At 26.0% G+C, this 22,075-nt stretch carries 24 protein-coding genes; 7 read left to right on the top strand and 17 right to left on the bottom strand.

Annotated elements, in window-relative coordinates; genetic code table 11:
* The first annotated feature begins 434 nt into the window (after positions 1-434).
* Both QEJ31_RS14905 and QEJ31_RS14900 read left to right on the top strand, forming a co-directional pair.
* Positions 435-986, top strand: coding sequence for a TetR/AcrR family transcriptional regulator (locus QEJ31_RS14905; protein ID WP_280591336.1), 552 nt, complete (start codon positions 435-437; stop codon positions 984-986).
* Between the two features lie 123 nt (positions 987-1,109).
* Positions 1,110-2,321, top strand: coding sequence for a multidrug effflux MFS transporter (locus QEJ31_RS14900; RefSeq protein ID WP_280591333.1), 1,212 nt, complete (start codon positions 1,110-1,112; stop codon positions 2,319-2,321).
* A gap of 1 nt (position 2,322) precedes the next feature.
* On the opposite strand, the gene QEJ31_RS14895 is transcribed toward QEJ31_RS14900, so the two are convergent.
* Both QEJ31_RS14895 and QEJ31_RS14890 read right to left on the bottom strand, forming a co-directional pair.
* Entirely contained in the window at positions 2,323-3,162 is an 840-nt protein-coding gene (locus tag QEJ31_RS14895; RefSeq protein ID WP_280591331.1) for a M12 family metallopeptidase, read from the bottom strand.
* A gap of 150 nt (positions 3,163-3,312) precedes the next feature.
* Entirely contained in the window at positions 3,313-4,308 is a 996-nt protein-coding gene (locus QEJ31_RS14890; protein WP_280591329.1) for a hypothetical protein, read from the bottom strand.
* Positions 4,309-4,541: 233 nt separating this feature from the next.
* Here QEJ31_RS14890 and QEJ31_RS14885 point away from each other — a divergent pair, with 233 nt between their 5' ends.
* Positions 4,542-4,934, top strand: coding sequence for a hypothetical protein (locus tag QEJ31_RS14885; protein WP_280591327.1), 393 nt, complete (start codon positions 4,542-4,544; stop codon positions 4,932-4,934).
* A 3-nt stretch (positions 4,935-4,937) separates the two neighbouring features.
* On the opposite strand, the gene QEJ31_RS14880 is transcribed toward QEJ31_RS14885, so the two are convergent.
* The 5 genes from QEJ31_RS14880 to QEJ31_RS14860 all read right to left on the bottom strand — a co-directional run bounded on the left by QEJ31_RS14880 (position 4,938) and on the right by QEJ31_RS14860 (position 10,513).
* Complete coding sequence (locus QEJ31_RS14880) at positions 4,938-5,813, bottom strand: LysR family transcriptional regulator (RefSeq protein ID WP_280591325.1); 876 nt, start codon at positions 5,811-5,813, stop codon at positions 4,938-4,940.
* A gap of 237 nt (positions 5,814-6,050) precedes the next feature.
* Positions 6,051-7,586, bottom strand: a complete 1,536-nt coding sequence (locus QEJ31_RS14875; RefSeq protein WP_280591323.1) for a cryptochrome/photolyase family protein — start codon at positions 7,584-7,586, stop codon at positions 6,051-6,053.
* A gap of 18 nt (positions 7,587-7,604) precedes the next feature.
* Complete coding sequence (locus tag QEJ31_RS14870) at positions 7,605-8,225, bottom strand: DUF924 family protein (protein WP_280591322.1); 621 nt, start codon at positions 8,223-8,225, stop codon at positions 7,605-7,607.
* Positions 8,226-8,348: 123 nt separating this feature from the next.
* On the bottom strand, positions 8,349-9,722 hold the full coding sequence (locus QEJ31_RS14865) for a hypothetical protein (RefSeq protein WP_280591321.1): 1,374 nt from the start codon (positions 9,720-9,722) through the stop codon (positions 8,349-8,351).
* Between the two features lie 86 nt (positions 9,723-9,808).
* The gene (locus QEJ31_RS14860) at positions 9,809-10,513 is read right to left on the bottom strand and encodes a hypothetical protein (protein WP_280591320.1); all 705 of its coding nucleotides are present in this window, start codon (positions 10,511-10,513) and stop codon (positions 9,809-9,811) included.
* Positions 10,514-10,699: 186 nt separating this feature from the next.
* Here QEJ31_RS14860 and QEJ31_RS14855 point away from each other — a divergent pair, with 186 nt between their 5' ends.
* Positions 10,700-11,287, top strand: a complete 588-nt coding sequence (locus tag QEJ31_RS14855) for a hypothetical protein (protein WP_280591318.1) — start codon at positions 10,700-10,702, stop codon at positions 11,285-11,287.
* Positions 11,288-11,339: 52 nt separating this feature from the next.
* On the opposite strand, the gene QEJ31_RS14850 is transcribed toward QEJ31_RS14855, so the two are convergent.
* From QEJ31_RS14850 to QEJ31_RS14840, 3 genes are all read right to left on the bottom strand, one after another.
* On the bottom strand, positions 11,340-12,227 hold the full coding sequence (locus QEJ31_RS14850; RefSeq protein ID WP_280591316.1) for an Ada metal-binding domain-containing protein: 888 nt from the start codon (positions 12,225-12,227) through the stop codon (positions 11,340-11,342).
* 1 nt (position 12,228) lies between these two features.
* Entirely contained in the window at positions 12,229-12,702 is a 474-nt protein-coding gene (locus QEJ31_RS14845; RefSeq protein WP_280591314.1) for an ester cyclase, read from the bottom strand.
* Between the two features lie 124 nt (positions 12,703-12,826).
* Positions 12,827-13,405, bottom strand: coding sequence for a TMEM175 family protein (locus QEJ31_RS14840; RefSeq protein ID WP_280591313.1), 579 nt, complete (start codon positions 13,403-13,405; stop codon positions 12,827-12,829).
* A gap of 301 nt (positions 13,406-13,706) precedes the next feature.
* On the opposite strand from QEJ31_RS14840, the gene QEJ31_RS14835 reads away from it, so the two are divergent.
* Positions 13,707-14,276 (top strand): hypothetical protein, encoded by a 570-nt coding sequence (locus tag QEJ31_RS14835; RefSeq protein WP_280591312.1) that lies wholly within the window; start codon positions 13,707-13,709, stop codon positions 14,274-14,276.
* Between the two features lie 19 nt (positions 14,277-14,295).
* Here QEJ31_RS14835 and QEJ31_RS14830 read toward each other — a convergent pair whose 3' ends face one another.
* A complete protein-coding gene (locus QEJ31_RS14830; RefSeq protein WP_280591311.1) occupies positions 14,296-15,003 on the bottom strand; it encodes a DNA alkylation repair protein in 708 nt (235 codons plus the stop codon).
* 122 nt (positions 15,004-15,125) lie between these two features.
* Entirely contained in the window at positions 15,126-15,602 is a 477-nt protein-coding gene (locus QEJ31_RS14825) for a MarR family transcriptional regulator (RefSeq protein ID WP_280591310.1), read from the bottom strand.
* A gap of 365 nt (positions 15,603-15,967) precedes the next feature.
* On the opposite strand from QEJ31_RS14825, the gene QEJ31_RS14820 reads away from it, so the two are divergent.
* Complete coding sequence (locus tag QEJ31_RS14820) at positions 15,968-16,306, top strand: putative quinol monooxygenase (protein ID WP_280591309.1); 339 nt, start codon at positions 15,968-15,970, stop codon at positions 16,304-16,306.
* Between the two features lie 32 nt (positions 16,307-16,338).
* Here the strand turns inward: QEJ31_RS14820 and QEJ31_RS14815 are convergent, their stop codons facing one another.
* Both QEJ31_RS14815 and QEJ31_RS14810 read right to left on the bottom strand, forming a co-directional pair.
* Positions 16,339-17,061, bottom strand: coding sequence for a transporter substrate-binding domain-containing protein (locus tag QEJ31_RS14815; protein ID WP_280591308.1), 723 nt, complete (start codon positions 17,059-17,061; stop codon positions 16,339-16,341).
* Positions 17,062-17,118: 57 nt separating this feature from the next.
* Positions 17,119-17,505 (bottom strand): hypothetical protein, encoded by a 387-nt coding sequence (locus QEJ31_RS14810; RefSeq protein WP_280591307.1) that lies wholly within the window; start codon positions 17,503-17,505, stop codon positions 17,119-17,121.
* Between the two features lie 382 nt (positions 17,506-17,887).
* On the opposite strand from QEJ31_RS14810, the gene QEJ31_RS14805 reads away from it, so the two are divergent.
* On the top strand, positions 17,888-19,069 hold the full coding sequence (locus tag QEJ31_RS14805; protein WP_280591305.1) for an MFS transporter: 1,182 nt from the start codon (positions 17,888-17,890) through the stop codon (positions 19,067-19,069).
* Here the strand turns inward: QEJ31_RS14805 and QEJ31_RS14800 are convergent.
* The 3 genes from QEJ31_RS14800 to QEJ31_RS14790 all read right to left on the bottom strand — a co-directional run bounded on the left by QEJ31_RS14800 (position 19,062) and on the right by QEJ31_RS14790 (position 21,529).
* Positions 19,062-19,697 (bottom strand): peptide deformylase, encoded by a 636-nt coding sequence (locus tag QEJ31_RS14800; RefSeq protein ID WP_280591303.1) that lies wholly within the window; start codon positions 19,695-19,697, stop codon positions 19,062-19,064. The two genes, QEJ31_RS14805 and QEJ31_RS14800, sit on opposite strands and share 8 nt — an antisense overlap.
* A gap of 783 nt (positions 19,698-20,480) precedes the next feature.
* The gene (locus tag QEJ31_RS14795) at positions 20,481-20,807 is read right to left on the bottom strand and encodes a DUF1905 domain-containing protein (RefSeq protein ID WP_280591302.1); all 327 of its coding nucleotides are present in this window, start codon (positions 20,805-20,807) and stop codon (positions 20,481-20,483) included.
* A gap of 65 nt (positions 20,808-20,872) precedes the next feature.
* Entirely contained in the window at positions 20,873-21,529 is a 657-nt protein-coding gene (locus QEJ31_RS14790; protein ID WP_280591301.1) for a DUF374 domain-containing protein, read from the bottom strand.
* Positions 21,530-22,075 lie beyond the last annotated feature (546 nt).

The raw sequence follows: 22,075 nt of genomic DNA, 5'->3' as shown, positions 1-22,075 counted from the left end.
AAAAAATATTTTACTTTTTGTAAGCAGTATTATAACCAAAATACACTTTTTTATTTAATAATATCAATATATTAAAAATTATATATAGTGTTAAAGTAATTATTTCAAACTCGCTCTTAATTACTTTAATTAAAGTAATTTAAGAAAATATAAATAATTTATTCTGTAATCATTTTCTTTTTTAATATATTATTTTTATCTTAAATATTTCATTGAGATAGTTAAAGAGTGTCTTCAAGTGTTTTAAATACATTTATAGCTACTCATGGTTGCTAATATTTTAATATTCTCCTACAACTTTGAAATTTTAGGGAAAAATAAAGAAAATTTATCTTTACAAAGGGATATTTATGAACTACTCTATAGTACCGAACATTTGGTACAGCAAAGAAATCTTTTTGAATATTTGCGATAGTGAAGAAGGACTTGCATAAATGACAAAAATCGAAATAATACAAATACTTATAAATGAATTTAGAAAATTTGGATATGAAGGACTAAGTCTTAGACAAATATCGCAAGCAACTGGACTCGGTAAGGCTAGTCTTTATCACTACTTTCCAGGTGGAAAGAAAGAAATGGCATTCGAAGTTATGAAAGCTGCAAATTCTTGGATAGAAAAAGATTTACAAGCGTTAGTAACTTCACAATTAACACCAGAAGAAAGATTAAAAAGTTTGGAAGTAATTTTAAAAGAATTTTATCAAAATGGAAAAAATGCGTGCCTCCTAGATGTAATGACGATAGATAATTGCGCTAATGATGACTTTTATCTTGAATCAAAAAATATTCTAAAAAACTTAACAAATATTTTCTTTATACTAGCTAAAGATTTTGGACAAAATGAGTCAAAAGCACAAATAACAGCACAAACTGCTTTAAGTTTACTTCAAGGCTCCTTAATACAATCCAGAATTCTACAAAATACCAATATTTTTGAGCAGCAATTTAACTACGTTGTAAATTTATTAAAAAATAATCTGTGAATAAATGATCACTACTTTATAAATTTTTTCTAGAAACTATTTTCAAGTGAGATTTTTCCTTTTTCAATTGCGATCTTAGAAAATTTCCACTAGATTTTCTAAGATCATAATTGGGAAATTTGTATGAAATATTCTTTACTTCTAAATGGTGATAAAAAAAATTGGCTTGTAGTATTATTAGGCTGTCTAACGGCTTTTGATCCGCTTACGATAGACATGTATTTACCTGCATTTAGTAACATTCAAAATGATTTAAAAACCTCAATGCCGCTCGTTGAACTATCTGTTTCTTTATTTTTCATTGGAATGGCAGTTGGGCAACTTGTATATGGACCTTTATCAGATAAATTTGGGAGAAAAAAACCTTTAATAGCAGGAATGATACTTTACTTTTTTGCAACATTGGGTTGTGCTTTTGCAAATAATATTTATTTATTTCTGTTTTTCAGAGTGGCACAAGCTTTTGGTGGCTGTGCAAGCATGGTTATAAGTAGAGCAATAGTGAGAGATCTTTTTGAAAAGAAACAAGTGGCTATTTTTTTATCGAATATGGCAATTGTCATGGGAATCGCCCCAATAATCGCTCCTTCTATTGGGGCTTTTATTAATCAATATTTTGGTTGGCGTGCAATATTTTATTTTCTATCATCTGCTAATTTAATAAGCATACTTTTAATTTTATTTTTCTTGCCTGAAACGAATAAAAGCATTCAAAGAAAACTGAATATTTCTACAGTACTTAAAAATTATTTATATTTTTTAAAGGATAGAAATTTTATTGCCTATTTAATTCCTGACGTTTCAATCAGAGCAGGAATGTTTGCATATATAGCAGGGTCTCCCTTTGTTTTTATTCAATTATTTCATTTAACACCAAAAGAATACGGCATATTTTTTGGAATAAATGGTTTAGGACTTCTTCTTGCAGCTCAAATTAATAAGAAATTATTAAATTTTATGACACCTGAATCTATTTGTCGACTAGGGATTAAAATTGCTTTTTTTGCCTCATTTATTTTATTTTTATTAACCTCATTCGTACCAATTTTAATTGGAATATACGCAACTCTTTTTATATTTATTGCATCTTTAAATTTTATAAGCCCCAATTCTATCTCGATCGTTTTAAATAATCAAGAAAGAAAAGCTGGATCAGCTTCAGCATTCTATGGCTGTTTTCAATGGAGTATTGCATTCATAAGTTCATTCTTTGTAAGTTTTTTTCATAATAATACTCCATTGCCACTAATGAATACTATTTTTATATGTGGCTTAATTTCCCTAATAGGATTCCACTTTTTAGTTTTAGACAATGAATTACAGCAAAAAAATTAATTTATTTTAGAAAAGACTTGCCATAAGCTTTTTGGAGAGCCTCTTTATCTAATTGACTTAAAGACTTTCCGTTACCTATGTAATTCCAATATAATCCTCGATACAAAGGAACTATAGTTAATTTTCTTGGATCTTTACTAAAAGCATTAAGTGCATAATGCATAATGGAATAGTAATCATATGCCCCAAATTGAAGGGTAGAGTGATGGCCAATATCAAAGTTACTTTCCTTACCAGGTAAGATATTTTCTTTATTAATTTTTACATAGAAATTTCTATCTGCACGACTTTGTTCATGTAAAAATCCTAGGGAATGCATAAGCTCATGTTGTATAATTTCAGAATAAAGACAACCATACCCTAATGAAACAGTTTGAGGATAATCAGCGCCAATTCCTGAATAGCATCCATCGTCATCAATAATTTCAAGATAATTGTAACGAACTTTTTCAAAAACTTCTACAAATCTTATATTAGCTATTTTTTCAAGTTCATTCATTGCATATCTAATTATTGATTTTTCGCTAAAAGTAAAATTTCTTTTATGAATATATCTATTCTTCTGTTCAAAAGGAATAAATGAATAGTAAATAATTCCATTGTTCCAATAATATTTCGAATAATTATATGGAGCACTTAAGTTATCTTTTATATTTTTCAATCCTCTTTTTTCTAGAATATCTCCTTCAACTATAGAATAACTATATTCTTGTTTATTTAAATCATTTTCAAAATAATTGACATGATAAGAATTACTATTTAAATGAAGCATATTTGCAGAAAATACTGCTTTATTAATTATCAAAGAACTTAAAAGTAAAATAATTTTTTTCAATTTCATGTACCTCACTGCTAGTATTTGAATATTTAGGTTTATAAATACATTTTAGAATTAAAGCAATATTTTTTTGTTTTGATTATTTATATTTAAATAAAAATTATTATTAATTATTTATTTAAAATTAGTTGTTAGTAATTAAATAGTAATTACTTATTTTTTTGAAGAAGTTTTTTCAACAGATTCTGCGAAATTTTTATGAAATGATGAATTTGTTAAGTCTCTATTTACTGATTGCAATCTCCCATGTAAATTTGGATTTTTTTGTTTTAATTCATATGAATCTCTTAAGTGTTGTCCAACATGCATGCCAATTAAATAAGTTCCAACTATTAAAGATAAAACTGGATTACCATATAGCTTAGCCATTCTTTTTGTAACTAAAAATTTAACTGGAAAACTTTGCGCAAAGCTTCCATAGTAGGTTGACTTAGGAAATAAATGATTCATTGCTATATTAGTTTTTCTTCGAAAGGGAGAGATATTAAACAAACCGAAAACTGACAAAAATATTCCAAGCTTTTCAGCAACAAAATTATTTGAAAGATCATAAATAATTTCGCAAGAATGAGTAATTTTTCGAGTTGGATTCATTATAGAACCTTCTATTTTTGAAAAATTTTCGTAAGTATTTTGAAAGCTATAATTTAAAGTATTTGAACGTCTATTCCATGTACCTCCAAAATCTTGATAGTATTGAATAGGAGTCGTTATTTGATCAAATCTTTGCATAAAATATTTCTTAACATCTCCTGTATTTAAAGCACAAATCATGAAATTATAAGGATCAAGAGCATTACGTGTTTGAGTCGGAATTTGATAAAAAAGGTTACTAATTCCTCTTTCTAATAAATTGAAATTTGCTTCAACTAAGTCAACAACTTTATTATAAGCTAGCATATTTAAATACCAGTACAAAGAATCATCTTTTCGATGATTATATTTGAAAGTCGTAAAAATATTTTTTTTCAAAGTATTACCATTTGAATTAAAAAAATCAGATGACTTATTTACTATAAAATTATATTTCTCCATGCAATAATTGTTAACCAATTTTAAAGCTTCAGCGCTTTGTTCATGAGTTAAAAGTATTTTATCTTCACTAGAAGAAATTGCATCATCATGAAAATCACCTATTACTCTTGGCATAATTTTTCCTCGAAGAACTGTATTATTAATAATTTTAAAATAATTTGAATTTATTCATAAGTAAACTGTATTTTTTACCTAATTCAGCAAAAAATAAATTTTTATCACTTCCTATTGACTAAAACTTTAAAATCATTAAATATCAATAAAAATTTTAAATGCTTTTTACTGAAAGCTAATTATAACAATTTTTTTCAAATTTAGTTACAAAATTTACCTACTATGGAGAAGTTATGAATTATAAGGTTGTTTTATGTTTATTACTATTAATTTTTAAAAATTCTATTTTTGCTAAATTCTATAAATGCCCTGATATAACTCCAAATACTTATCACTCTATTTTTAGTGAAATTGATGAATGGCAAATATATGCAGTAAGTGCCACAAATAAAACTATCCATAAATTCATTACTAAAGAAACTATAAATGATTGGACAGATTACAATATTGAAATTACCTTTAATAAAGACATGTCAATCTTATTTTGTTCTTCAGTCCCAAAAAATATACAAGCAAGCAAAGGAAATACTTCTGTTATTGTTTGGGGAGAAATAAGAGCGTTAAAATTTATAGATGAAGTTAATTGTTCTATTGATAGCAAAAATAAAGGATTTATGTGCTATTAATTTTTAATTTTTTGGTTTTAACGCATTCATAATCGCTTTTGAAATTGCTTGAATTGCTTTAATATTTCTGTTTTCAACACGATAAAGTAAACAAATTTCATCATGAAATGCTGGAAAGTTTTCCAATTTAAATAATTTTCTACCCTCGACTAAATTAGCAACATTTGTTGGTAAAATTCCTATTCCACATCCTTGGCTAACAAGAGAGCCTATAACTTCCAAGCTACTTGATGATATTATTCTTTTAAATTTAATACCTTTTTTGCTCGCATTTTTTAAAACACTTTGAACTTGAATTAAATCAGGATCACATAACAGTATACATTCATCTTTTTCTAATTTATGTAAATCTTTAGCGGGATTTGAACTCCAAAAAGTAACCTCATCATCACAAATTTTATGAATGATTAAATCTGGATGATAAAATGGATTTACTGCTATTCCAATGTCAATATTAGAACTAATTACTCCTTCAACTATTTTTCTAGACAACGAATGAAAAAGATTTACTTCAAGTTTCTGATGATTAAGTAAAAGAGTTGGCAAAAATTCAGAAAGAGTAAATAAGCCAACTGATGGATGACAACCAATAGTATAAGAACCCTGAATTTCATTGATCGATGCAAGAGCTTGAACCTTCAATTGCTCCCAACTTTTAATTAAAAATTTTGATTGAGCCAAAAGCTGTTTACCAGCTTGCGTCAACATAACCCCTGATTTATTCCGAATGAGTAAAGAAGTTCCTATTGATTCTTCAAGCCTTTTCATAGCTTGTGTCAATGACGGCTGGCTAACTCCAGCTCTTTTAGCTGCTTTTGATAAATTTAGGACATTAGAAACTTCTATAAAGTAAAGTAGATCTGCTGGTGACGCTATCATTGAAACTCCTGAGAAAAAATTTTTTACAACGATATGAATATAAAAATAATTACTCTTTTTGATGAAGCATTCTATTTTATATTTGTTAAAAAAAGCAATATGAAATTTATTTTCCCTAAATTTTGTGGAATTTACTTTGCTTGAAACAAAAATGTAAATTTAAATAAAAAATAATTCTTTATATCAAGTAACAGCATTATTTTATTTGTATCTAACTAATAAGATAATTAGTATAAATTATAAGTCATTATTTTCCATTAAATTAAGAATTTTTTCTGCTCGCAATATAATGGTTTTTTTCTTGTCATCAGAGAAATTTTCCCAGCTTTTTATAATTAATGACATTCTAGGATTTTCTTGAAATTTATTTTTATTTTTATTTATGAAATTCCAATATAAAGAATTAAAAGGACAAGAATTAACCCCAACAGTTTCTTTTGAATTATAAAAACAGTTCATACAAAAATTACTCATTTTACTAATATAATTAGCGCTTGCTGCATAAGGTTTACTTGCGACAATACCTCCATCAGCAAATAATGCCATTCCAATAGTATTTGGCATTTCTACCCATTCAAAAGCATCACTATACACCGATAAATACCATTTGTGTACTTCTTTAACATCTAGACCTGCGATAAGAGCAAAATTTCCGGTAATCATCAAACGCTGAATATGGTGTGAATAAGAATGTTCCTTGGTTTGTGCTACTACATTATTAATACAATTCATTTTTGTTTTTCCACCCCAGAAAAAAAAGGGAAGGGGATTTTTGGCATTAAAAAAATTCAGATCAACATAAGATGGCATTTTTAACCAATATATTCCTCGGACATATTCTCTCCACCCAAGAATTTGACGAATAAACCCCTCAGCAGAATTAAGAGAGACTTTTCCTTCTTTATATGCCTTTTCAACAAGAGAACAAATTTCTTTTGGTAGTAATAATCCAACATTTATGTAAGATGAGAGCAAAGAATGATGTAAATATGCTTCGTCTTTTAACATAGCATCTTGATAATCACCAAATAGATTAAGAATTCTCTCGATAAAATCATTAAGTTCAATTAATGCTTGCTTACGAGTAATTGCATAATAAAAAGGTTCTAGGGTGCCAAAATTTTGCGAAAAATTTTGCTTTACATAATTTATTACATCAAGAAGAATCAAAGATTTTTTATGAGAAATTCTTTTCAAAGATTTTAAACTTTTAGAAGGTGGTTTTCTATTTTCTTTATCATAATTCCATAAACCACCAGTTGGACTGCCATCTTTCTCAAGTAATATTTTATTTTGTTTCCTCAATTCTCTATAAAAAAATTCCATTCTTAAACTTTTCTTGCCTACAGACCATTTTTTAAAATTTACTATAGAACAAAAAAATCTATCATCTTCTAAAATTTGTATAGTTATGTTATTTTGCTTAGATATTTCTTCAATTATTAATTTATTTTTAAATTCACTAGGTTCAGTAATAATCATATTTTTAATTGCAAATTTATGAATAGCTTTTTTAAGTTCAGCCCGAATAGAACCTGAATTTAGTTGATCATCGAGTTTAATATAAAAAACATTTAAACCTTTTTCTTTTAATTCCTCTGCAAAATGTCTTCTAGTAGCTAATAAAAAGGCAATTTTTTTTGGATGATGAGGAAGATCAGTAAATTCATCTGAAGTTTCACAAAAAAAAATAATATCTTCTTTTTTTAAAGACCGCAAAGAAGAAATAGATTCAGATAATTGATCGCCCATTATATAAACAAGGTTAGTCATATTTTCCTTTTTTAAAATTTAAAATCCAGCGCCTTCTCTTTCCAGAAATTCTAACTCACTTTTAGTTGATATTCTACCTAATATCTTATTCCTATTTGGAAATCTTCCAAATAATTCAATTACTCTTTTATGTTTTAATGCATAATCTAAATTAATTTTACAAAACTGTCTTTCTGCAGGCGAAGAATTTTCATATTCTTTTGAGTATAATTCAACAGATAAATTTTGCAAATTTATATCTTCAGCATGTTCAAGAGGTAAATAAATAAAACTTTTTTTTTGCTGCGACAGAAGTTTATCATATCCAAGTTTTATAGCAGTCAGAGCATACGGAAGTGCCATATGACAAACTGTAAATGATCTAGCTTGATTTCTAAAAATATTTAAAGGAAATTGATCTAGTAATATAATTAATGCTAAACAACCTTCAGGAGTTTTCATCCATATATCAAAGTGACCAAGAATTGCTTTTTCAATTAATTTTCTGAATTTATTATCAATTAATTGATCAATTTCAGGATATCCTGAAAACCAAAGCATCATGGATGAGTTTACATTGTTTAATTTCAATTTCTGAACGTCACCAAACCAAAAATCTAAAATTTTATTAATATTTTGATTTACTTTATTTTCTTGCATATTTCAACTCACAAATAAAAACTGAAAAAAATTTATTGATCTTGTTAACCAGTTACCCAAAGAAATATAACTTAGCAGAAAGATTTTCAACTTTCTAAGTAGAAAATAAATTTTTTGCTTTGATTATTTTATTGTGAAAGATACATTCCCATTGATATCAATTATAGCCTCTACATTACTATTCTTGTTAATTTTTCCACCAAACCCTTCATAAATTAGAGTTGAATCAACTGATAAAGGAAATTTAGGAATTTCAATACTGCTTACTTCTGGGTAGGTCGTAAATATTTTTTGGGATGCGTTAACTAATTTAGCATAATATTCCAATTTACTTTCTTTCTTTGAATATCTGTAAGGTATAAATGAGATGATAACAGTAAGAATAATTGTTTGAAAAAATAAACTGTACTTCTTGTTTTTAATATTTTCATTAAAAAGAAAAATAATAGGTAGTATTGCTATAATAAATAAATGTTCATTCAATAAGTAAGTTTGTCTATCATATGAAGGAATACAAGAAAACCCATAGTAAGTAATTAATATATATAAAAGGAAAAATTGTACTAAACAATCTTTATATAGTTTGGAGTATATAATTTTAATAACTGTTAATAAATAAATTATTAGTAAAGGATAAATTTTATAGACTTGAAATAAAATTAATGATGGATCATTCATTAAAAACAAAAAACCTCTTCCAAAACCACCTTGTAAAAGAAGAAATTTATGTAAAAATGTTGCAGTTCCTGTATTTCCCACATAATTATTTAATTGACTATTAATTGTGAAAGTGTGAATTAAAAAGGGGATTTGTAATATAAAAACAATAATTATTGAAGTAATTAGAAATTCGATTTTTTGTCTAATAGTTTTAGTTTTTATTAATAAAAAAAGCATAGTTGAAATAAAATAAAATAGAGCTGGTGAGTGACATTGGACAGAAAACCAAGAAAGAGTTACAAATATAAAAATATTACCTATATTAGCTCTTTCATAACCATTATTTAAAATATTTTTAAATAATGCATATGCTAATGAGAAATTTATAAATGTAGCTGCATAATTAGGATTCCATGAGGTACCTGCCATGGAAGCAAGAATTGGACTGGTAATATATAATATAAATAATGAAAAAATAAGAACAATTGATTTATCATATTTTTTTACTAGGCAAAAAAACAAAAAAGAATTTGCTATTGCAAAAAAGAAAGATTGAGAATATACTGCTATATGCGGAAGATAGTTAAAAAAAGGTCCTAAAACATGATAAGTTAATTGGAGTATCCAATAAAAAATAGGTCCTAATGAATTTCCGCCAGAAGAAATAGATGTACCTATAAGTTGAATACTATTTGAACTTGCAATTCTCCAATCTCTAGATTGATCGCCTAATAAGCTATAAGAATCTTGAACATCATAAATAAAATATAAGTAATTAAATAAAAATAAAATTAGAACTAAAATAAATATTTTTAAATCTAGCTTTTTTTCAAACATCGGAAATTTCCTTTCCTAAAAAAAGCAGACTATATTCATATATTTTTTTTGTCAAAAATAGATTTCAAAAAAGAAATGACTAAGTGCTAAAAATTATATCCAAAAATGAGATACATTCCTGTATCATATAAGTTAAGATTACTGGTACTTTGAATTGTATTATTATAAAGTCCATAAATATTGTAGTAGTCATAAGAAGTAGTAGTTATGAAATGTCTATAAATTGATGCTCCTAAACCTAAAGTTATCCCAGTATCAAATTGATAATTACCAATGAAATCAAATCCTACATAGTAATCTTTTTTTACATTTAGTTCAAAAGTACCTAAGCTATAATTTCCATTTGATGTCTTTAAATATAATTTAAATAATTCACGATATGCATTCCCAATAGTTAAAAAGCTAAAAAAATTTAATTTATCAAAATATTTAAATTTAGCTCCAATATTGAAAAAATAGTATTTACTATCTATTTCATATTTTGATAAATCAACTCCTACGTCACTATCTTTTGATGACCCATTAGCATTAACAAAGGTAGCATTTAAACCAAAACCAACAGCCGGTAAAATATTCTTACTAAAGATATCAGTTGATAGAATAACCGACATTTTAGCAGAACCACCATATTCAAAGCTAGAATCATTTAATAATTTATTATCATCAAATTTATAACTATTATAGCCAAGACTTGTAAGCGTATCAATTCCTATTAAATTGTTTTCTTCAGCCATAACTGAAAAACTGTAAAAATTCATTAATATTGCTGATATTATTCCTATTTTTTTCATTTTTCACTACCTCTGTAATTGTTAATATTATTCAAAATATGTCTCTTTTTAAATTCACTATCTAAATTTATCGTACCAATATATTAACAAAAAATTTAATAAATGTTATTATTCTGACACGTTACTGAATTTAAAATGTGATTATCCGAATTATTGAATACATTAATTACAAAAAAGGATTTTAAAATGTTCTTTAAAAATTTAGTTAAGGTTGTATTAATTCTTTTGATTTTATCATCCATCTGTAGATTTAATGCTAATGCATTTACTGGTCCTGGAATAGTTTTCAGCCCTATGATTGGTTATTATAATTACAATGATGACTACTCGAACACAACAGCCAGTCCAAAACAAGATCAACGCTCACATTTTTTATATGATATTCGGTTAGGTTACCTTATCAATACTAAAGTAAAGTTATATTTAGGTTTAATCTATTCTGGAATGAAACGTGATTATACACCAGGTACAATACAACGGGTTTCAGCTGGGGCATCAGCTGGTTTTGCAGCAAATAATTTTGCAATTGTAGTGCATTTTTTTCCTTGGTCACAATATAATCATCCAAATTTTACTGCTTCTGATGGTGTTGGTTTTCAATTTGATGCTGGTTATTATGCTCCATTATCTAAAGCTTTCTCACTAGGTTTACAGTTTACTTACAGAAATATAACTTATAATTCTTATACTCCGGTAGGGTCAACTACAAGCCAATCCAAAGTAATAACAGAAGAAGAGTATTTACCTATGATTGGCTGCGCTATTGTATTTTAAATTTTTAATTAGTTGAGCTTTTTTCGTTTCTTAACTTAGTTTTAATACTTTGCTATTCAATACAATTATATAATTTACCTTGTTTTAGAAATAATTCTACAGCAATATCAAATATTTTTTTTTGAAATAAAATGCTTTTAACTTGCAGCGGTAAATTTTTCCTGCCAACAATTTCTGCAACTACTTCTGTAATTTTATTTTCAAACTGCTTAATATCATTGTTAATTCTATGAATTAACTTAGATTTTTTAAACAAGTTAAAAATATCTTGTGTTAATTCATCTTCTGAATTTCCAAAATTAAAGTGACAAATACCTTTTGCAGTTAACGCAAGGCTAAATAATCTAAAGTTATTTTTTAATACAAGGAAGTAAATAGTTGTGTTAATTCCGTAATTACAAAATTCTTTTGGTTTCATTCCTAATTTAAGATCTACATTTTCATAGAATCTGTTACTCGAATTATATCCGGTGTCATAGATTGCATTCGTAATTGATACACCTAACTTTAAGTTATAGCGCATTCTATTTTCTAATATTACCAAAGCATATTTTTTATAAGTTAGTCCTATTTCCTGTTTAAATATTCTATGAAAGTGAAAAAGACTAATACTTAATTGATCTGAAATTTCTTTAGCTGATAATACATTTTCACTTACATTTAGTATTCTACAAGCCTCTAGTGCTAAATTTAAATGATTATTAGTAAAATTAATATGATCAGGTTTGCAACGCAGGCATGGCCTATAACCTGCTTTTATTGCTTGTTGTATACTAGCAATAAAAATAATATTTTCTCTTCTTGGGATTTTTGCAGGACACCCTATTCTACAAAAAATGCCCGTTGTTTTTACTGCATAAAAAAACTCTTCACCTTTTAATTTTGTCTTATTTTGCAGGCAATCCCATCTAAATTTTTCCAGATTAAAACTTTCGTACATTCTACAACTTCTTAACCAAATCTAATTGTTCAAACATAGTCCAAGCCCCTTCTTCAGTTATTTCTTCTATAATTTTATTATCCTTAAATTTCCAAATGGTAATACCGGAAAAATATACTTTTTTATTTGTTGCCGCAGGTAATGGACCACCTACAAAATCTGGCATCGCAATTCCAGAATGAGTGCCTCCGCCTTTCCAATAGCCAACTACATAATCATCTTCTGAAATAAGAGGCAATACCAATTCAAAATCCATATCAGGAAAAGCCAATCGAACACCTCTTATAAAGCCCTGTAATTGCTCAACTCCATTTAAACTACCCTGAAGAGGTGCGTTTATCTTGACTTTACTATCATAAAATAATTCAAGACTAGTTACATTCCCATTTTTTCCCCAGCATGCAGAGAAGCATTTTCTTACTATTTCTTTCTTTAAATTGCAATTATTCATATTATTTCTTTCAAAAGTCTGCATATATAACTCCAAATATTAATTTACTTTTCTCTTTAAAACTAGCTTGTCTTAAAGCAAGGCCTTTATATTTTATGACTAATGGATAAACATCCTGAAAATTGCTTTCAAATTTAAATAATTATTTTTAATTTTTGAAGTATAGAATTCTTAATTTTTTAAATGGATTAGCCCAGAAAAAAGCCAATAAAATATAAATTATTAATGAAATATAAGGGGAATAAAATGTTGAAATAATTCCAATGAAATAAAAAAGTAGTGAAAATTTACCGACTTTATTTTCACCTATTTCTTTTACTAAATTTGAATTCTTATCATGTGAAACTTTTAATGCGTGTGTAAGCAAAAAAAATGAGCTAGATGAGAGAAATAATACAATCCCATATAAAAAAACGGGAGTTTTAGCAAATGAATTTTCACCTGACCAAGCCGTAACAAAAGGGAGCAGAGAAATCCAAAATAGAAAATTGATATTTAACCAGACTACTTTCATGTTAATTTGTGATGCTAAATGTAAAATATAGTGATGACTTATCCAATATATACCTACATAGATGAAACTAAGAAAGTAGCTTAAAAAAATTGGAAGCAATGGGAGTAATTCGTATAAGTCATCAGTATGCGGAATTTTTAACTCAAGCACCATGATAGTTATAATAATGGCTAATACACCATCACTAAAAGCTTCTAATCTAGCTTTACTCATACAATGCATGATTTTCTTTCTATACTTAATAAAAAATAATTTTAACTTAAATGCTATTTCGGAGAAAAAATATTTTATATTATAGGAATAAATTACCTATTACTTGGAAGTAACTATTATTTACAAAATAATTGATAATACATAATTAATTCATATAGTAATAATAATATAAATCAAAAGTTGCTAACTATATTGATAATTTTTATGCTTATTTACTATTTTATAAAATTTAAATAAAAATATACTACTAAATTAGATTTTTCTAATTTAGAAATCACTAACGAATATGTAAGGAGATTTTATGAAAAAATTATTAGTTCATTCTTTCCTGATTCTAACATCTAGTAGTATGATATCTACTCAAGTGCTAGCAAATTATAGTAACATTAATGAAAATAATATAGTAAATCAGACTACAAGTAGTAATAAAAAATTTAATCGCACGAAAAGTGTAGAAAATATGATGCAATGGTTTAATTATATTGCAGACAAAAGAAACCCTTTTATAAAAAGCGATTTAGAAAAATACTTTACCCCAAATTTTATTATGCGTATGAATGGGAATATAAAAGTTACAGGTTATGATGAATTATATAATCATTTTCAAGGATTTCGTGATTCAGAATTATTAATTCAAGTTTCGTTACCATTTGAGCAAGTTGTTATTCCTAAAAATCCAAAAAAATTAGTTACAAAATATACATTAAATGCATATAAAAAAGGAGAACTTGATCAGATCATATGGGATTTGGCAATTTGGACATTTTCCAATGATAATAGAATAGAATATATGGATGAAGTCGCATTTGTACAAGTAATTAAACCAGAAATTAAAATACCAGTAACTCAAATTATTCAATCAGAGGAATAATTTAAAATATATTGAATAATTACTTTAAAATACGAGATTTTTCATTTTCTGAAAATTTTTCTAATGCATAGCGCAGCATAATTTTTGGCATTACTTCAAAATTTTCTTTCAAAAAATTTTCTAGCAGAAATTTATTCCTTTTTCCAGCTTCACGCAGCATCCAGCCACAAGCTTTATGTATTAAATCATGTTTATCATTAAAAAATCTTGGAATTATGGAATATATAAAATTTAGTTCAGATTTCTTGATATAAGCAAAACATGAAACTATTGAAATTCTTCTTTCCCAAAGTATTGAAGAATATGTCAATTTGCTTAAAATGTCTTCTAATTTATATTGATAACAGTATTCTCCTAAAATTTTGTAACAACTTGCATCTACTAAATCCCAATTATTTATATATTTCGTATTAGATAAATAAAAGTTAACGATATTTTTTTGTTCTATTTCATTATTAATATTAACCATATTCGCATACTGATAAGTTAAAATAATTAATCCTAGCAATCTAACTTCATGATATTTACTAATTAATAGAATTTGTACTTGATCAAGTTGCAGTGATATATTTTTCTTTGCTATCTTTCTGACTTCAGGAACGATAACACCTAAAAAAATATCTCCTTCAGCGTATTCTCCTTTTCCAGTTTTAAAAAATTTTTGTTGTATTCTTGCTTTTTCTTTATTTTGAAGTTTTTTTAAATTTTGAATTAATTGATTCGCCATATATTCACCTTTTTTCAGTAATTTAAAATTTATAGTTGGATTTACTTGATAAATATTCCTTCGTAAAAACTAATCTAATGTTTCTATTAATATATTACTAATTATAAAACTTAAATAAATTTTTAGAAGGAGTTATCAATACTCTGAAAATGAGAAAGTTTTTTAAAACAATCTTTTATAATGTCATTTTCATTTTTTGTTAGTGTATTAAAAAAATCATTATCAACTTTTTCAACCATAGGAATTAGTAATTTAATTAGCTTTTCACCTTCATCAGTTAGAATAATATTTTTAAATCGACTATCACTCTGATTTTCTGATCGTTGAATTAAATTTAAGGAGGCAAGTGACTTGAGAGATTTTGAAACCGTCATTTTTTCCAGCTTTGAAAGTGTAATAATATCCGTTTGTTTAGCTATATTATCTTTTGTTGAGAACCAATAAGCAATTGCTAATATAACAAATTGCGTATGATTTAATCTATACTCTTCTAATTGCCTTTTTATAAGTCTTTGCCAAATAGTCAATGTTTGCCATAGTAAGAAACCTGGACTACTTTCTGGCTTTTCAAATCCAAATGGGCTCTTCTTTTGTGTCACTATTTTTACCTTATATTCAATAGGTTAACTAAAAATTGGTACTTTTTAATTCCTTAAGTTATTCATACTAGCAATAGATTTATAGATTAATTGCTAAAGATGTTTCACTATAGTTTTTTTCTTAGCCATATACAATTTATTTTAATTCATTTATTTAAATATAGTAATGATATTACTAAGTAATTTTTATTCGCACTTAAATAAATTAATAATTAAGAAAAAGAATCACGTTAATTATTAACTTTTAATTAACAATATTTTTTCTTTTAATAGATTGTAAGAAAAAAAAATAATGGTAAGTTTTAATTAATGAAAAACCTTGTTAGGAAAGTTTTTCAGGTATTTACTTAGAAAAGGATTGTAAAATGACAAAATTTAACGAAACTTATAATGTAGGAAAACCAAACAAAGAAATTTTAGCCGTATTTGCTGTTGTAAAAGTAATTCCTGGGAAGGAAGATTTTTTCAAAAAAGAGATGGAAAAAATAATTCCTTTAACATTGAATGAAGAGGGTGCATATTGCTATTTGCTACACGAATCTACAAATGATAATTGTGAATTTACACTTTATGAACAATGGGAGTCTCAAGAACATTTACATGCACATCTAAATTCAGAACATATGAGCAAATTTTTTAATGCGGTAAAAGATATTATGCAATCCGGATATCCTCAAATAAAAACCTATAAAAATATTATTTAATATTTTTAACCTCAAAGAAATGATTCCAAAATTTATAAATCTTTATCAGGGTCATAAACTTCTTTTAATGTTGTTTTTACTTTAGAAATTATTTTATCATCCATTTCTTTATTAAATGCAACATAATTATTTATATCAATATCTTTAAATTCTATTAATTTTTCGATCTCATTAATCGTCATATTATTTTGGTTCAAATACTTAAGCATTGAATTTTCACTTAATAATATTATATCTTCTCTACCTCCAATGAATTTTTTAAAATTTAAATCCATTGTGGTTGCTACTTCTAATTTTGATAATCCCTTTTTTTCTAATATAACTTGCCTATAATCATCACGAACAACTCCAACAGAATATTTTTTTACATCAGTAATATTTTTAACATTTATATCTTTTCTTGCTTTTAATTTAAAAAAAAACTGCCTAGATTTAGAAATTATACAACAATACTTCAACTCTTTTTCTCTTTCTTCTGTTTTCGCAATTGGAAAAATAACATAATTTTTATTTTTAATCGTTTCATAATAAGCTCTAGACCAAGGCATAATTTCTACTTTATTTTTTAATTCTAATTTTTTGATTAAATATTGAATTCTTTCACCAACAATTCCTTTCAATTCAATATTTTTTTTATCATAATATATAACTCCAGAAGGTTCGGTTACAAAATGGAGTTCATTTAAATCTGTTGCATATAGATTTAATGATAAAAAAAATGGAAAAAGTATAGTTTTATTTCTTAAAAACTTCATAATTATATCTTTTAGTTAAGGGTTATCAAAAAATATTACAAAAAATAAAAATTATTTTCAATCGTCAACTAAAGAGAATGTGGCATCTAAAACTCCAATTACAGAAGTCCATTCGCCTGCACCAATCTTTACTGGATGTGACGTAATACAACTATCAGGGGTAAATATAAAAGCTTTTTTCAATTCGACAATGTGATCATTTAAGCCTTTTGTTATGTGCCTATCTGGATAGTGAACAATAATATCCTTTGCATGGCTTTTCTTTAATTCATCCCACTTTTGATTAGAATAAACATTAAAATCAAGATCATCAAAGATTTCTAAATGTTTTGATACCGTATTAGCTCCAGTACAAGCATTATGAGCACTGACAGCTTTTGCATTTAAAGTTACAGAACATAAACCTATTTTAAAGACAATCAAACTTATGAATTTACTTTTCATATAAAACTCCTTTAAATCAAAAAATTTTAACAAGATGTTAATTCCAGAATAAACTACTAAACAAAAAATTGAAATGTTATAGAAATAATTTTTATTTTAAAATATAAATATTTCATTTAATTATTTCATATATTTTTATTTTTTAAAATTGAAAGTATAAAAAATTATAATAGGATAATATATTTATTTAAAAGTTTTTATTCTCTATTGCATAATTTTATTTTGAAGGTGTAAGTTCTCTGGGGAGAAACTTTAGTTGCTTAATATTTAAAGCAAAAAATTATTCGATTTGTAATTAATTATAAAAAATATTTTTATTTTACATAGATTATAACTATTAAGTAATTTAGATAATAATTTGTTAATTTAGGAAAATTAGACCATGGAAAATTCAAATAAATCCTTGCTTATTCTGACATTAGTTGTTTTTATTGGCTTTCTTACGATAGGAATTCCGTTACCAGTTTTGCCATTATTTGTTACTAAAGAATTACTATATAGTTCTGCAATAGCTGGAATCGTCATAGCTGCTCAATCCATTTCTACAATGTTAACAAGAAAATATTCAGGAAAATTATCTGATATTAAAGGAAGCAAAAAAATAGTTCTTTTAGGATTACTTTTATGTGCATTTGCTAGTTTAACATATTATTCCTCTTATCTTGTTTCTTCTACCTCTAATTTATCACTAGCAATACTTTTAATAGGTCGAGTTGTTTTAGGATTAGGAGAAAGTATGGTCATGACGGGTGCTCTTTCTTGGGGAATTGGATTAGCTGGAACAAGCAACTCAGCAAAAGTCATGTCTTGGATGGGTCTTGCATTATACGGAGCCTTCGCATTTGGCGCTCCAATTGGTATGGAACTTTATAAAATAGGTGGACTACAAATTATTTCCCTAGTAATAACTTCCCTTCCAGTAATTGCTTTTTTAATAGCGCTAAAATTACCCAATACTGTAGTAACAACAATTATTCCAAACAATCAAAGAATTCAATTTTTAATTTTACTAAAAGATATTTGGTTACCTGGAGCAGGAATGGCTTTAGGTGCAATTGGATTCGGAATTATCGCAACCTTTATGACGTTATACTATGCAAGTAAACAATGGAATGGAGCATCGCTTTGTCTAACAGTTTTTGCATCAGCTTACATTCTTGTAAGAATACTATTCCCAAATATGATACAAAAATATGGTGGAACAAGAATACTTGTATTTCTTCTGCTAGTTGAAACAATTGGACAGTCAACGATTTTGCTTTTCAACAATCCAATTATAGCTATTTTAGGTTCAGCTCTGACAGGGATTGGTTATTCTCTTGTATTTCCCGCATTTGGCGTAGAAGTTGTGAAAAAAATTCCTGAACAAAGTCGCGGAGAAGCTTTAGGAATATATACAGCCTTTTTTGATTTAGCTTTAGGGATTACTGGACCAATTTTTGGATTTATTATTTATTTAGTTGGTTATCAATATGCATTTCTAGGAGGTACTGTTACAAGTATTTTAGCCCTATTTATAGCTATTTTCTTAAATAGAAAAACAATGCAAAAAGTCATTAACTAATTTTAGTACCAACAATATAATCTGCTAATAGTAGAGGAACTTCTTCGCTTACAATCTCATAAGGATTTAGTACCCCTGAAAGAAATAAATTATTGAGTTTTTCATATTCTAGAAATTCTTTCGCATGGTCAAAGTAACAAGAACCTAACAAATGCCTAAATTCGTGTTGAAAAATTACAGATCCTATACCATCTAATCTTCCACTTTTAAAATTACCATTTTCATCAAAAGCTTCAAAATCAAGCCATTTATAAGTTGCTACAAGACCTCTTGGTTTTCCGATTGCGCTTAAACATCCATGCCAAAAAGAAACTCTTTCTTTTGAAGTATTCACTATTCTAGGATTAATGTACACTTGATTAGGTATTGATTCGAAATTTAAATGCTTATAACGTTCATTTTCATTATTAAACTCAATCATAAATATTTGCAAAGGAAAACCAATTTGATTTGCTGCTAATCCAATTCCTTTTCCATTTAATTGAATCCTCATTTTTTGGAGAATTTCTTGTATATTTGGATCTAATATATTTTTCACTTCCAAAGATGGTTTATATAATATTTCTTTTCCTAATGAACTTGAGTATTGTACAAATTCATTTTCCAAACTATTAATACTATTTGTCATAAATTACCTTTCGAAATAATTATTAAACTTACTTTAACAACAAATATTTATCAAAATAAATTTTTAGCAAAGAAAAATTAATTATGTAATATAATTAATTTAATGGGAATATGTAAATTTTAGCATTCGTTAAACCTAGAGAAATTTAACTTTAAAAGTAATGTTATCTTCATTTTTTAAGTCTTCCTTTCTTAGAAATTTTAAAAAATACTGATTTTCTAATTTCCCTTTTTCATTTAAAAATAAAAGTTATGAAAATATTGAAAATATCTAAATTAAATTTATAAATAATTTAGTATTTCATTAATTACATTGGTTAGAAAGTTTTGTAAACGCATATAAAAATTATAATTCTTTAAAATTAATCCACTTTGTATCTTTTTTACTATATAATTTTATTAAATAAAATATATAATTTTTAATAATTAATTTATAAATATAAAATATTTCATTAAAATTAAATTTATTCTTTAGATAATTATAATTACAAGGATTTTAGTTATGCAACATTCATTAACAAAAAAATTGTAATACATAAAATATTTATAATTTTTTATTATTAGAAATAATATTGAGCATGTTAAATAATTATCAATTTATCAATAAATACTTTTCAAATACACACTATTAGCAATAAGCATTTGGATATCCCCAATTGCTATTTAGATAATTGAACAAGAGCACAAGTTTTGGATTGTAATAATAATCAGCAACTATAATTCTTTTTCCAATACAACCAAATTGGAGGATTTGGCTGTAATATATTGCCAATTTTCAAAAAAGTTAAATTTTTAAAGAACATTTAAGAATATCTCCTTCTTCAACTCCTTCTTTTTTTCGTACTGCAATTTTAATAGGCAATAAATATGCTTCAAATTTACTATCGTACCATATTGCAGTTGACCAAACAGATCTTCCCATATTACAGGTTACTCTAAGTCTTCCCCAGCCTTCTTCAGAGGAAAAATGATTTTTTTTAATTAATCTAGACAATTCTTTTGATAATGTTAAAAAGTACCAACCTTTTTCTCCTTTATATTTCCATAGTTTTGATTCAAATGAATATTGTAAAACCTTCTTGCTACTCATTTTTTTATTTATAATTACCATTATATAAAATCTTTATGTTGAAATTTAAATAAAAATTAATCTAATCAAATTTAATAACATCTATATTATTCTCCATTCATTGCAGAAAGAATATTATTCATTACTGTATCATGATTCATCTCCGAAACTTCAATCGGTTCACCAATTTCTACTTCCAATTTTCCAAATGGAATAGGGAATTTTTTTTTGTCCCAACTCCTAATTTGGAAACTTGGATTTGTTCTAAAGTAAAGTGGGACAATTGGAACTTTACTTTTAGCTGCGATATAAAGAACTCCTTTTTTAAAAACATAAGGAGGACCAGATGGTCCATCAGGACAAATCATAGTTGAATATCCAGCTGTTAGATCTGCAATAAGCTCTTTTGTTGCTTTAATTCCTGAATTTCCTGCAGAGCCCGGAATTATCTTTTGAACTCCAAGAAGTCTAACAAGTATCCACATATGTGCCATATATAATAGTGGATGCACCATCCAAATATGTTTTTTAAATTTAAAAAAAGCGGAAAAATAGCATGGAAAATAGCGATGCCAAAACACAAAAATATAATTTTTATCGGGAGAAAGATTTTCAATACCTACCCATGAAATCTGTATTGTTTTATTATTTAGCCAGTATTGAATATATTGCAGGTAACCTAAAACATACCCATATACTAAAATTAGTGGTTTTAAATACCAAGGTACTGAATCTAATCTTAAATGCATAAAATTTTTTATCATATTTTAAATCACTTTTTTTCCCTAAGCAAAAAGTTATCGATAGTTAAATCACAAGATTTTCTAAAATCTATATTTTTTTCATACTAATTTATTTAATTTATAACGATTTCTTTCTATCCATTCATCTCCTATTTCAATAGATTTATTATGTATATTCTCACTATAAATATTTTATCTTTATAGAGTATTAGCAAGCATAATTTTACAATGTTTAAATTTATACGTATTTAAATCACCTAATTTATTCTGGAATAAAAAATATTATATCAGTAGAAGATTTTTTATTCAATATTTCATGAATATATTTTTATTCTTAGTAATATTTGAATGATATTTTTAAAGCAAGTAGTAATTTATTATTGATTTATTAAAAAAATATAAAAATACTTCAAAATTCAAAAGTGGTAGTCTTTTTTATTAGTTTTTTATTCTAATTTAATAAGGAAGAGGAAAAATAAATTTATAATTCTTGATAATACTTTTAAGAATAAAAAAAATTGGATAAAATAAAAATCTAAATTTACAGAGGAGAATTAAATTGGAAAA

This window comes from Pigmentibacter sp. JX0631, assembly GCF_029873255.1.
In the GTDB taxonomy this organism is placed as follows: Bacteria; Bdellovibrionota_B; Oligoflexia; order Silvanigrellales; family Silvanigrellaceae; genus Silvanigrella.
The sequence above is the reverse complement of the archived record's forward strand: the minus strand, read 5'-3'. Positions and strand labels throughout refer to the sequence as shown.

What these genes read in the sequence shown, in the direction of transcription:
- QEJ31_RS14875 (WP_280591323.1), bottom strand. Translation starts at nt 7,586, where the DNA reads ATGACTAACCTTGTTTATATAATGGGCGATCAATTATCTGAATCTATT.
- QEJ31_RS14805 (WP_280591305.1), top strand. Translation starts at nt 17,888, where the DNA reads ATGGAAAATTCAAATAAATCCTTGCTTATTCTGACATTAGTTGTTTTT.
- QEJ31_RS14795 (WP_280591302.1), bottom strand. Translation starts at nt 20,807, where the DNA reads ATGGTAATTATAAATAAAAAAATGAGTAGCAAGAAGGTTTTACAATAT.
- QEJ31_RS14905 (WP_280591336.1), top strand. Translation starts at nt 435, where the DNA reads ATGACAAAAATCGAAATAATACAAATACTTATAAATGAATTTAGAAAA.
- QEJ31_RS14850 (WP_280591316.1), bottom strand. Translation starts at nt 12,227, where the DNA reads ATGTACGAAAGTTTTAATCTGGAAAAATTTAGATGGGATTGCCTGCAA.
- QEJ31_RS14800 (WP_280591303.1), bottom strand. Translation starts at nt 19,697, where the DNA reads ATGACAAATAGTATTAATAGTTTGGAAAATGAATTTGTACAATACTCA.
- QEJ31_RS14835 (WP_280591312.1), top strand. Translation starts at nt 13,707, where the DNA reads ATGAAAAAATTATTAGTTCATTCTTTCCTGATTCTAACATCTAGTAGT.
- QEJ31_RS14790 (WP_280591301.1), bottom strand. Translation starts at nt 21,529, where the DNA reads ATGATAAAAAATTTTATGCATTTAAGATTAGATTCAGTACCTTGGTAT.
- QEJ31_RS14840 (WP_280591313.1), bottom strand. Translation starts at nt 13,405, where the DNA reads ATGAGTAAAGCTAGATTAGAAGCTTTTAGTGATGGTGTATTAGCCATT.
- QEJ31_RS14845 (WP_280591314.1), bottom strand. Translation starts at nt 12,702, where the DNA reads ATGCAGACTTTTGAAAGAAATAATATGAATAATTGCAATTTAAAGAAA.
- QEJ31_RS14855 (WP_280591318.1), top strand. Translation starts at nt 10,700, where the DNA reads ATGTTCTTTAAAAATTTAGTTAAGGTTGTATTAATTCTTTTGATTTTA.
- QEJ31_RS14820 (WP_280591309.1), top strand. Translation starts at nt 15,968, where the DNA reads ATGACAAAATTTAACGAAACTTATAATGTAGGAAAACCAAACAAAGAA.
- QEJ31_RS14860 (WP_280591320.1), bottom strand. Translation starts at nt 10,513, where the DNA reads ATGAAAAAAATAGGAATAATATCAGCAATATTAATGAATTTTTACAGT.
- QEJ31_RS14885 (WP_280591327.1), top strand. Translation starts at nt 4,542, where the DNA reads ATGAATTATAAGGTTGTTTTATGTTTATTACTATTAATTTTTAAAAAT.
- QEJ31_RS14810 (WP_280591307.1), bottom strand. Translation starts at nt 17,505, where the DNA reads ATGAAAAGTAAATTCATAAGTTTGATTGTCTTTAAAATAGGTTTATGT.
- QEJ31_RS14870 (WP_280591322.1), bottom strand. Translation starts at nt 8,225, where the DNA reads ATGCAAGAAAATAAAGTAAATCAAAATATTAATAAAATTTTAGATTTT.
- QEJ31_RS14880 (WP_280591325.1), bottom strand. Translation starts at nt 5,813, where the DNA reads ATGATAGCGTCACCAGCAGATCTACTTTACTTTATAGAAGTTTCTAAT.
- QEJ31_RS14895 (WP_280591331.1), bottom strand. Translation starts at nt 3,162, where the DNA reads ATGAAATTGAAAAAAATTATTTTACTTTTAAGTTCTTTGATAATTAAT.
- QEJ31_RS14900 (WP_280591333.1), top strand. Translation starts at nt 1,110, where the DNA reads ATGAAATATTCTTTACTTCTAAATGGTGATAAAAAAAATTGGCTTGTA.
- QEJ31_RS14830 (WP_280591311.1), bottom strand. Translation starts at nt 15,003, where the DNA reads ATGGCGAATCAATTAATTCAAAATTTAAAAAAACTTCAAAATAAAGAA.
- QEJ31_RS14865 (WP_280591321.1), bottom strand. Translation starts at nt 9,722, where the DNA reads ATGTTTGAAAAAAAGCTAGATTTAAAAATATTTATTTTAGTTCTAATT.
- QEJ31_RS14890 (WP_280591329.1), bottom strand. Translation starts at nt 4,308, where the DNA reads ATGCCAAGAGTAATAGGTGATTTTCATGATGATGCAATTTCTTCTAGT.
- QEJ31_RS14815 (WP_280591308.1), bottom strand. Translation starts at nt 17,061, where the DNA reads ATGAAGTTTTTAAGAAATAAAACTATACTTTTTCCATTTTTTTTATCA.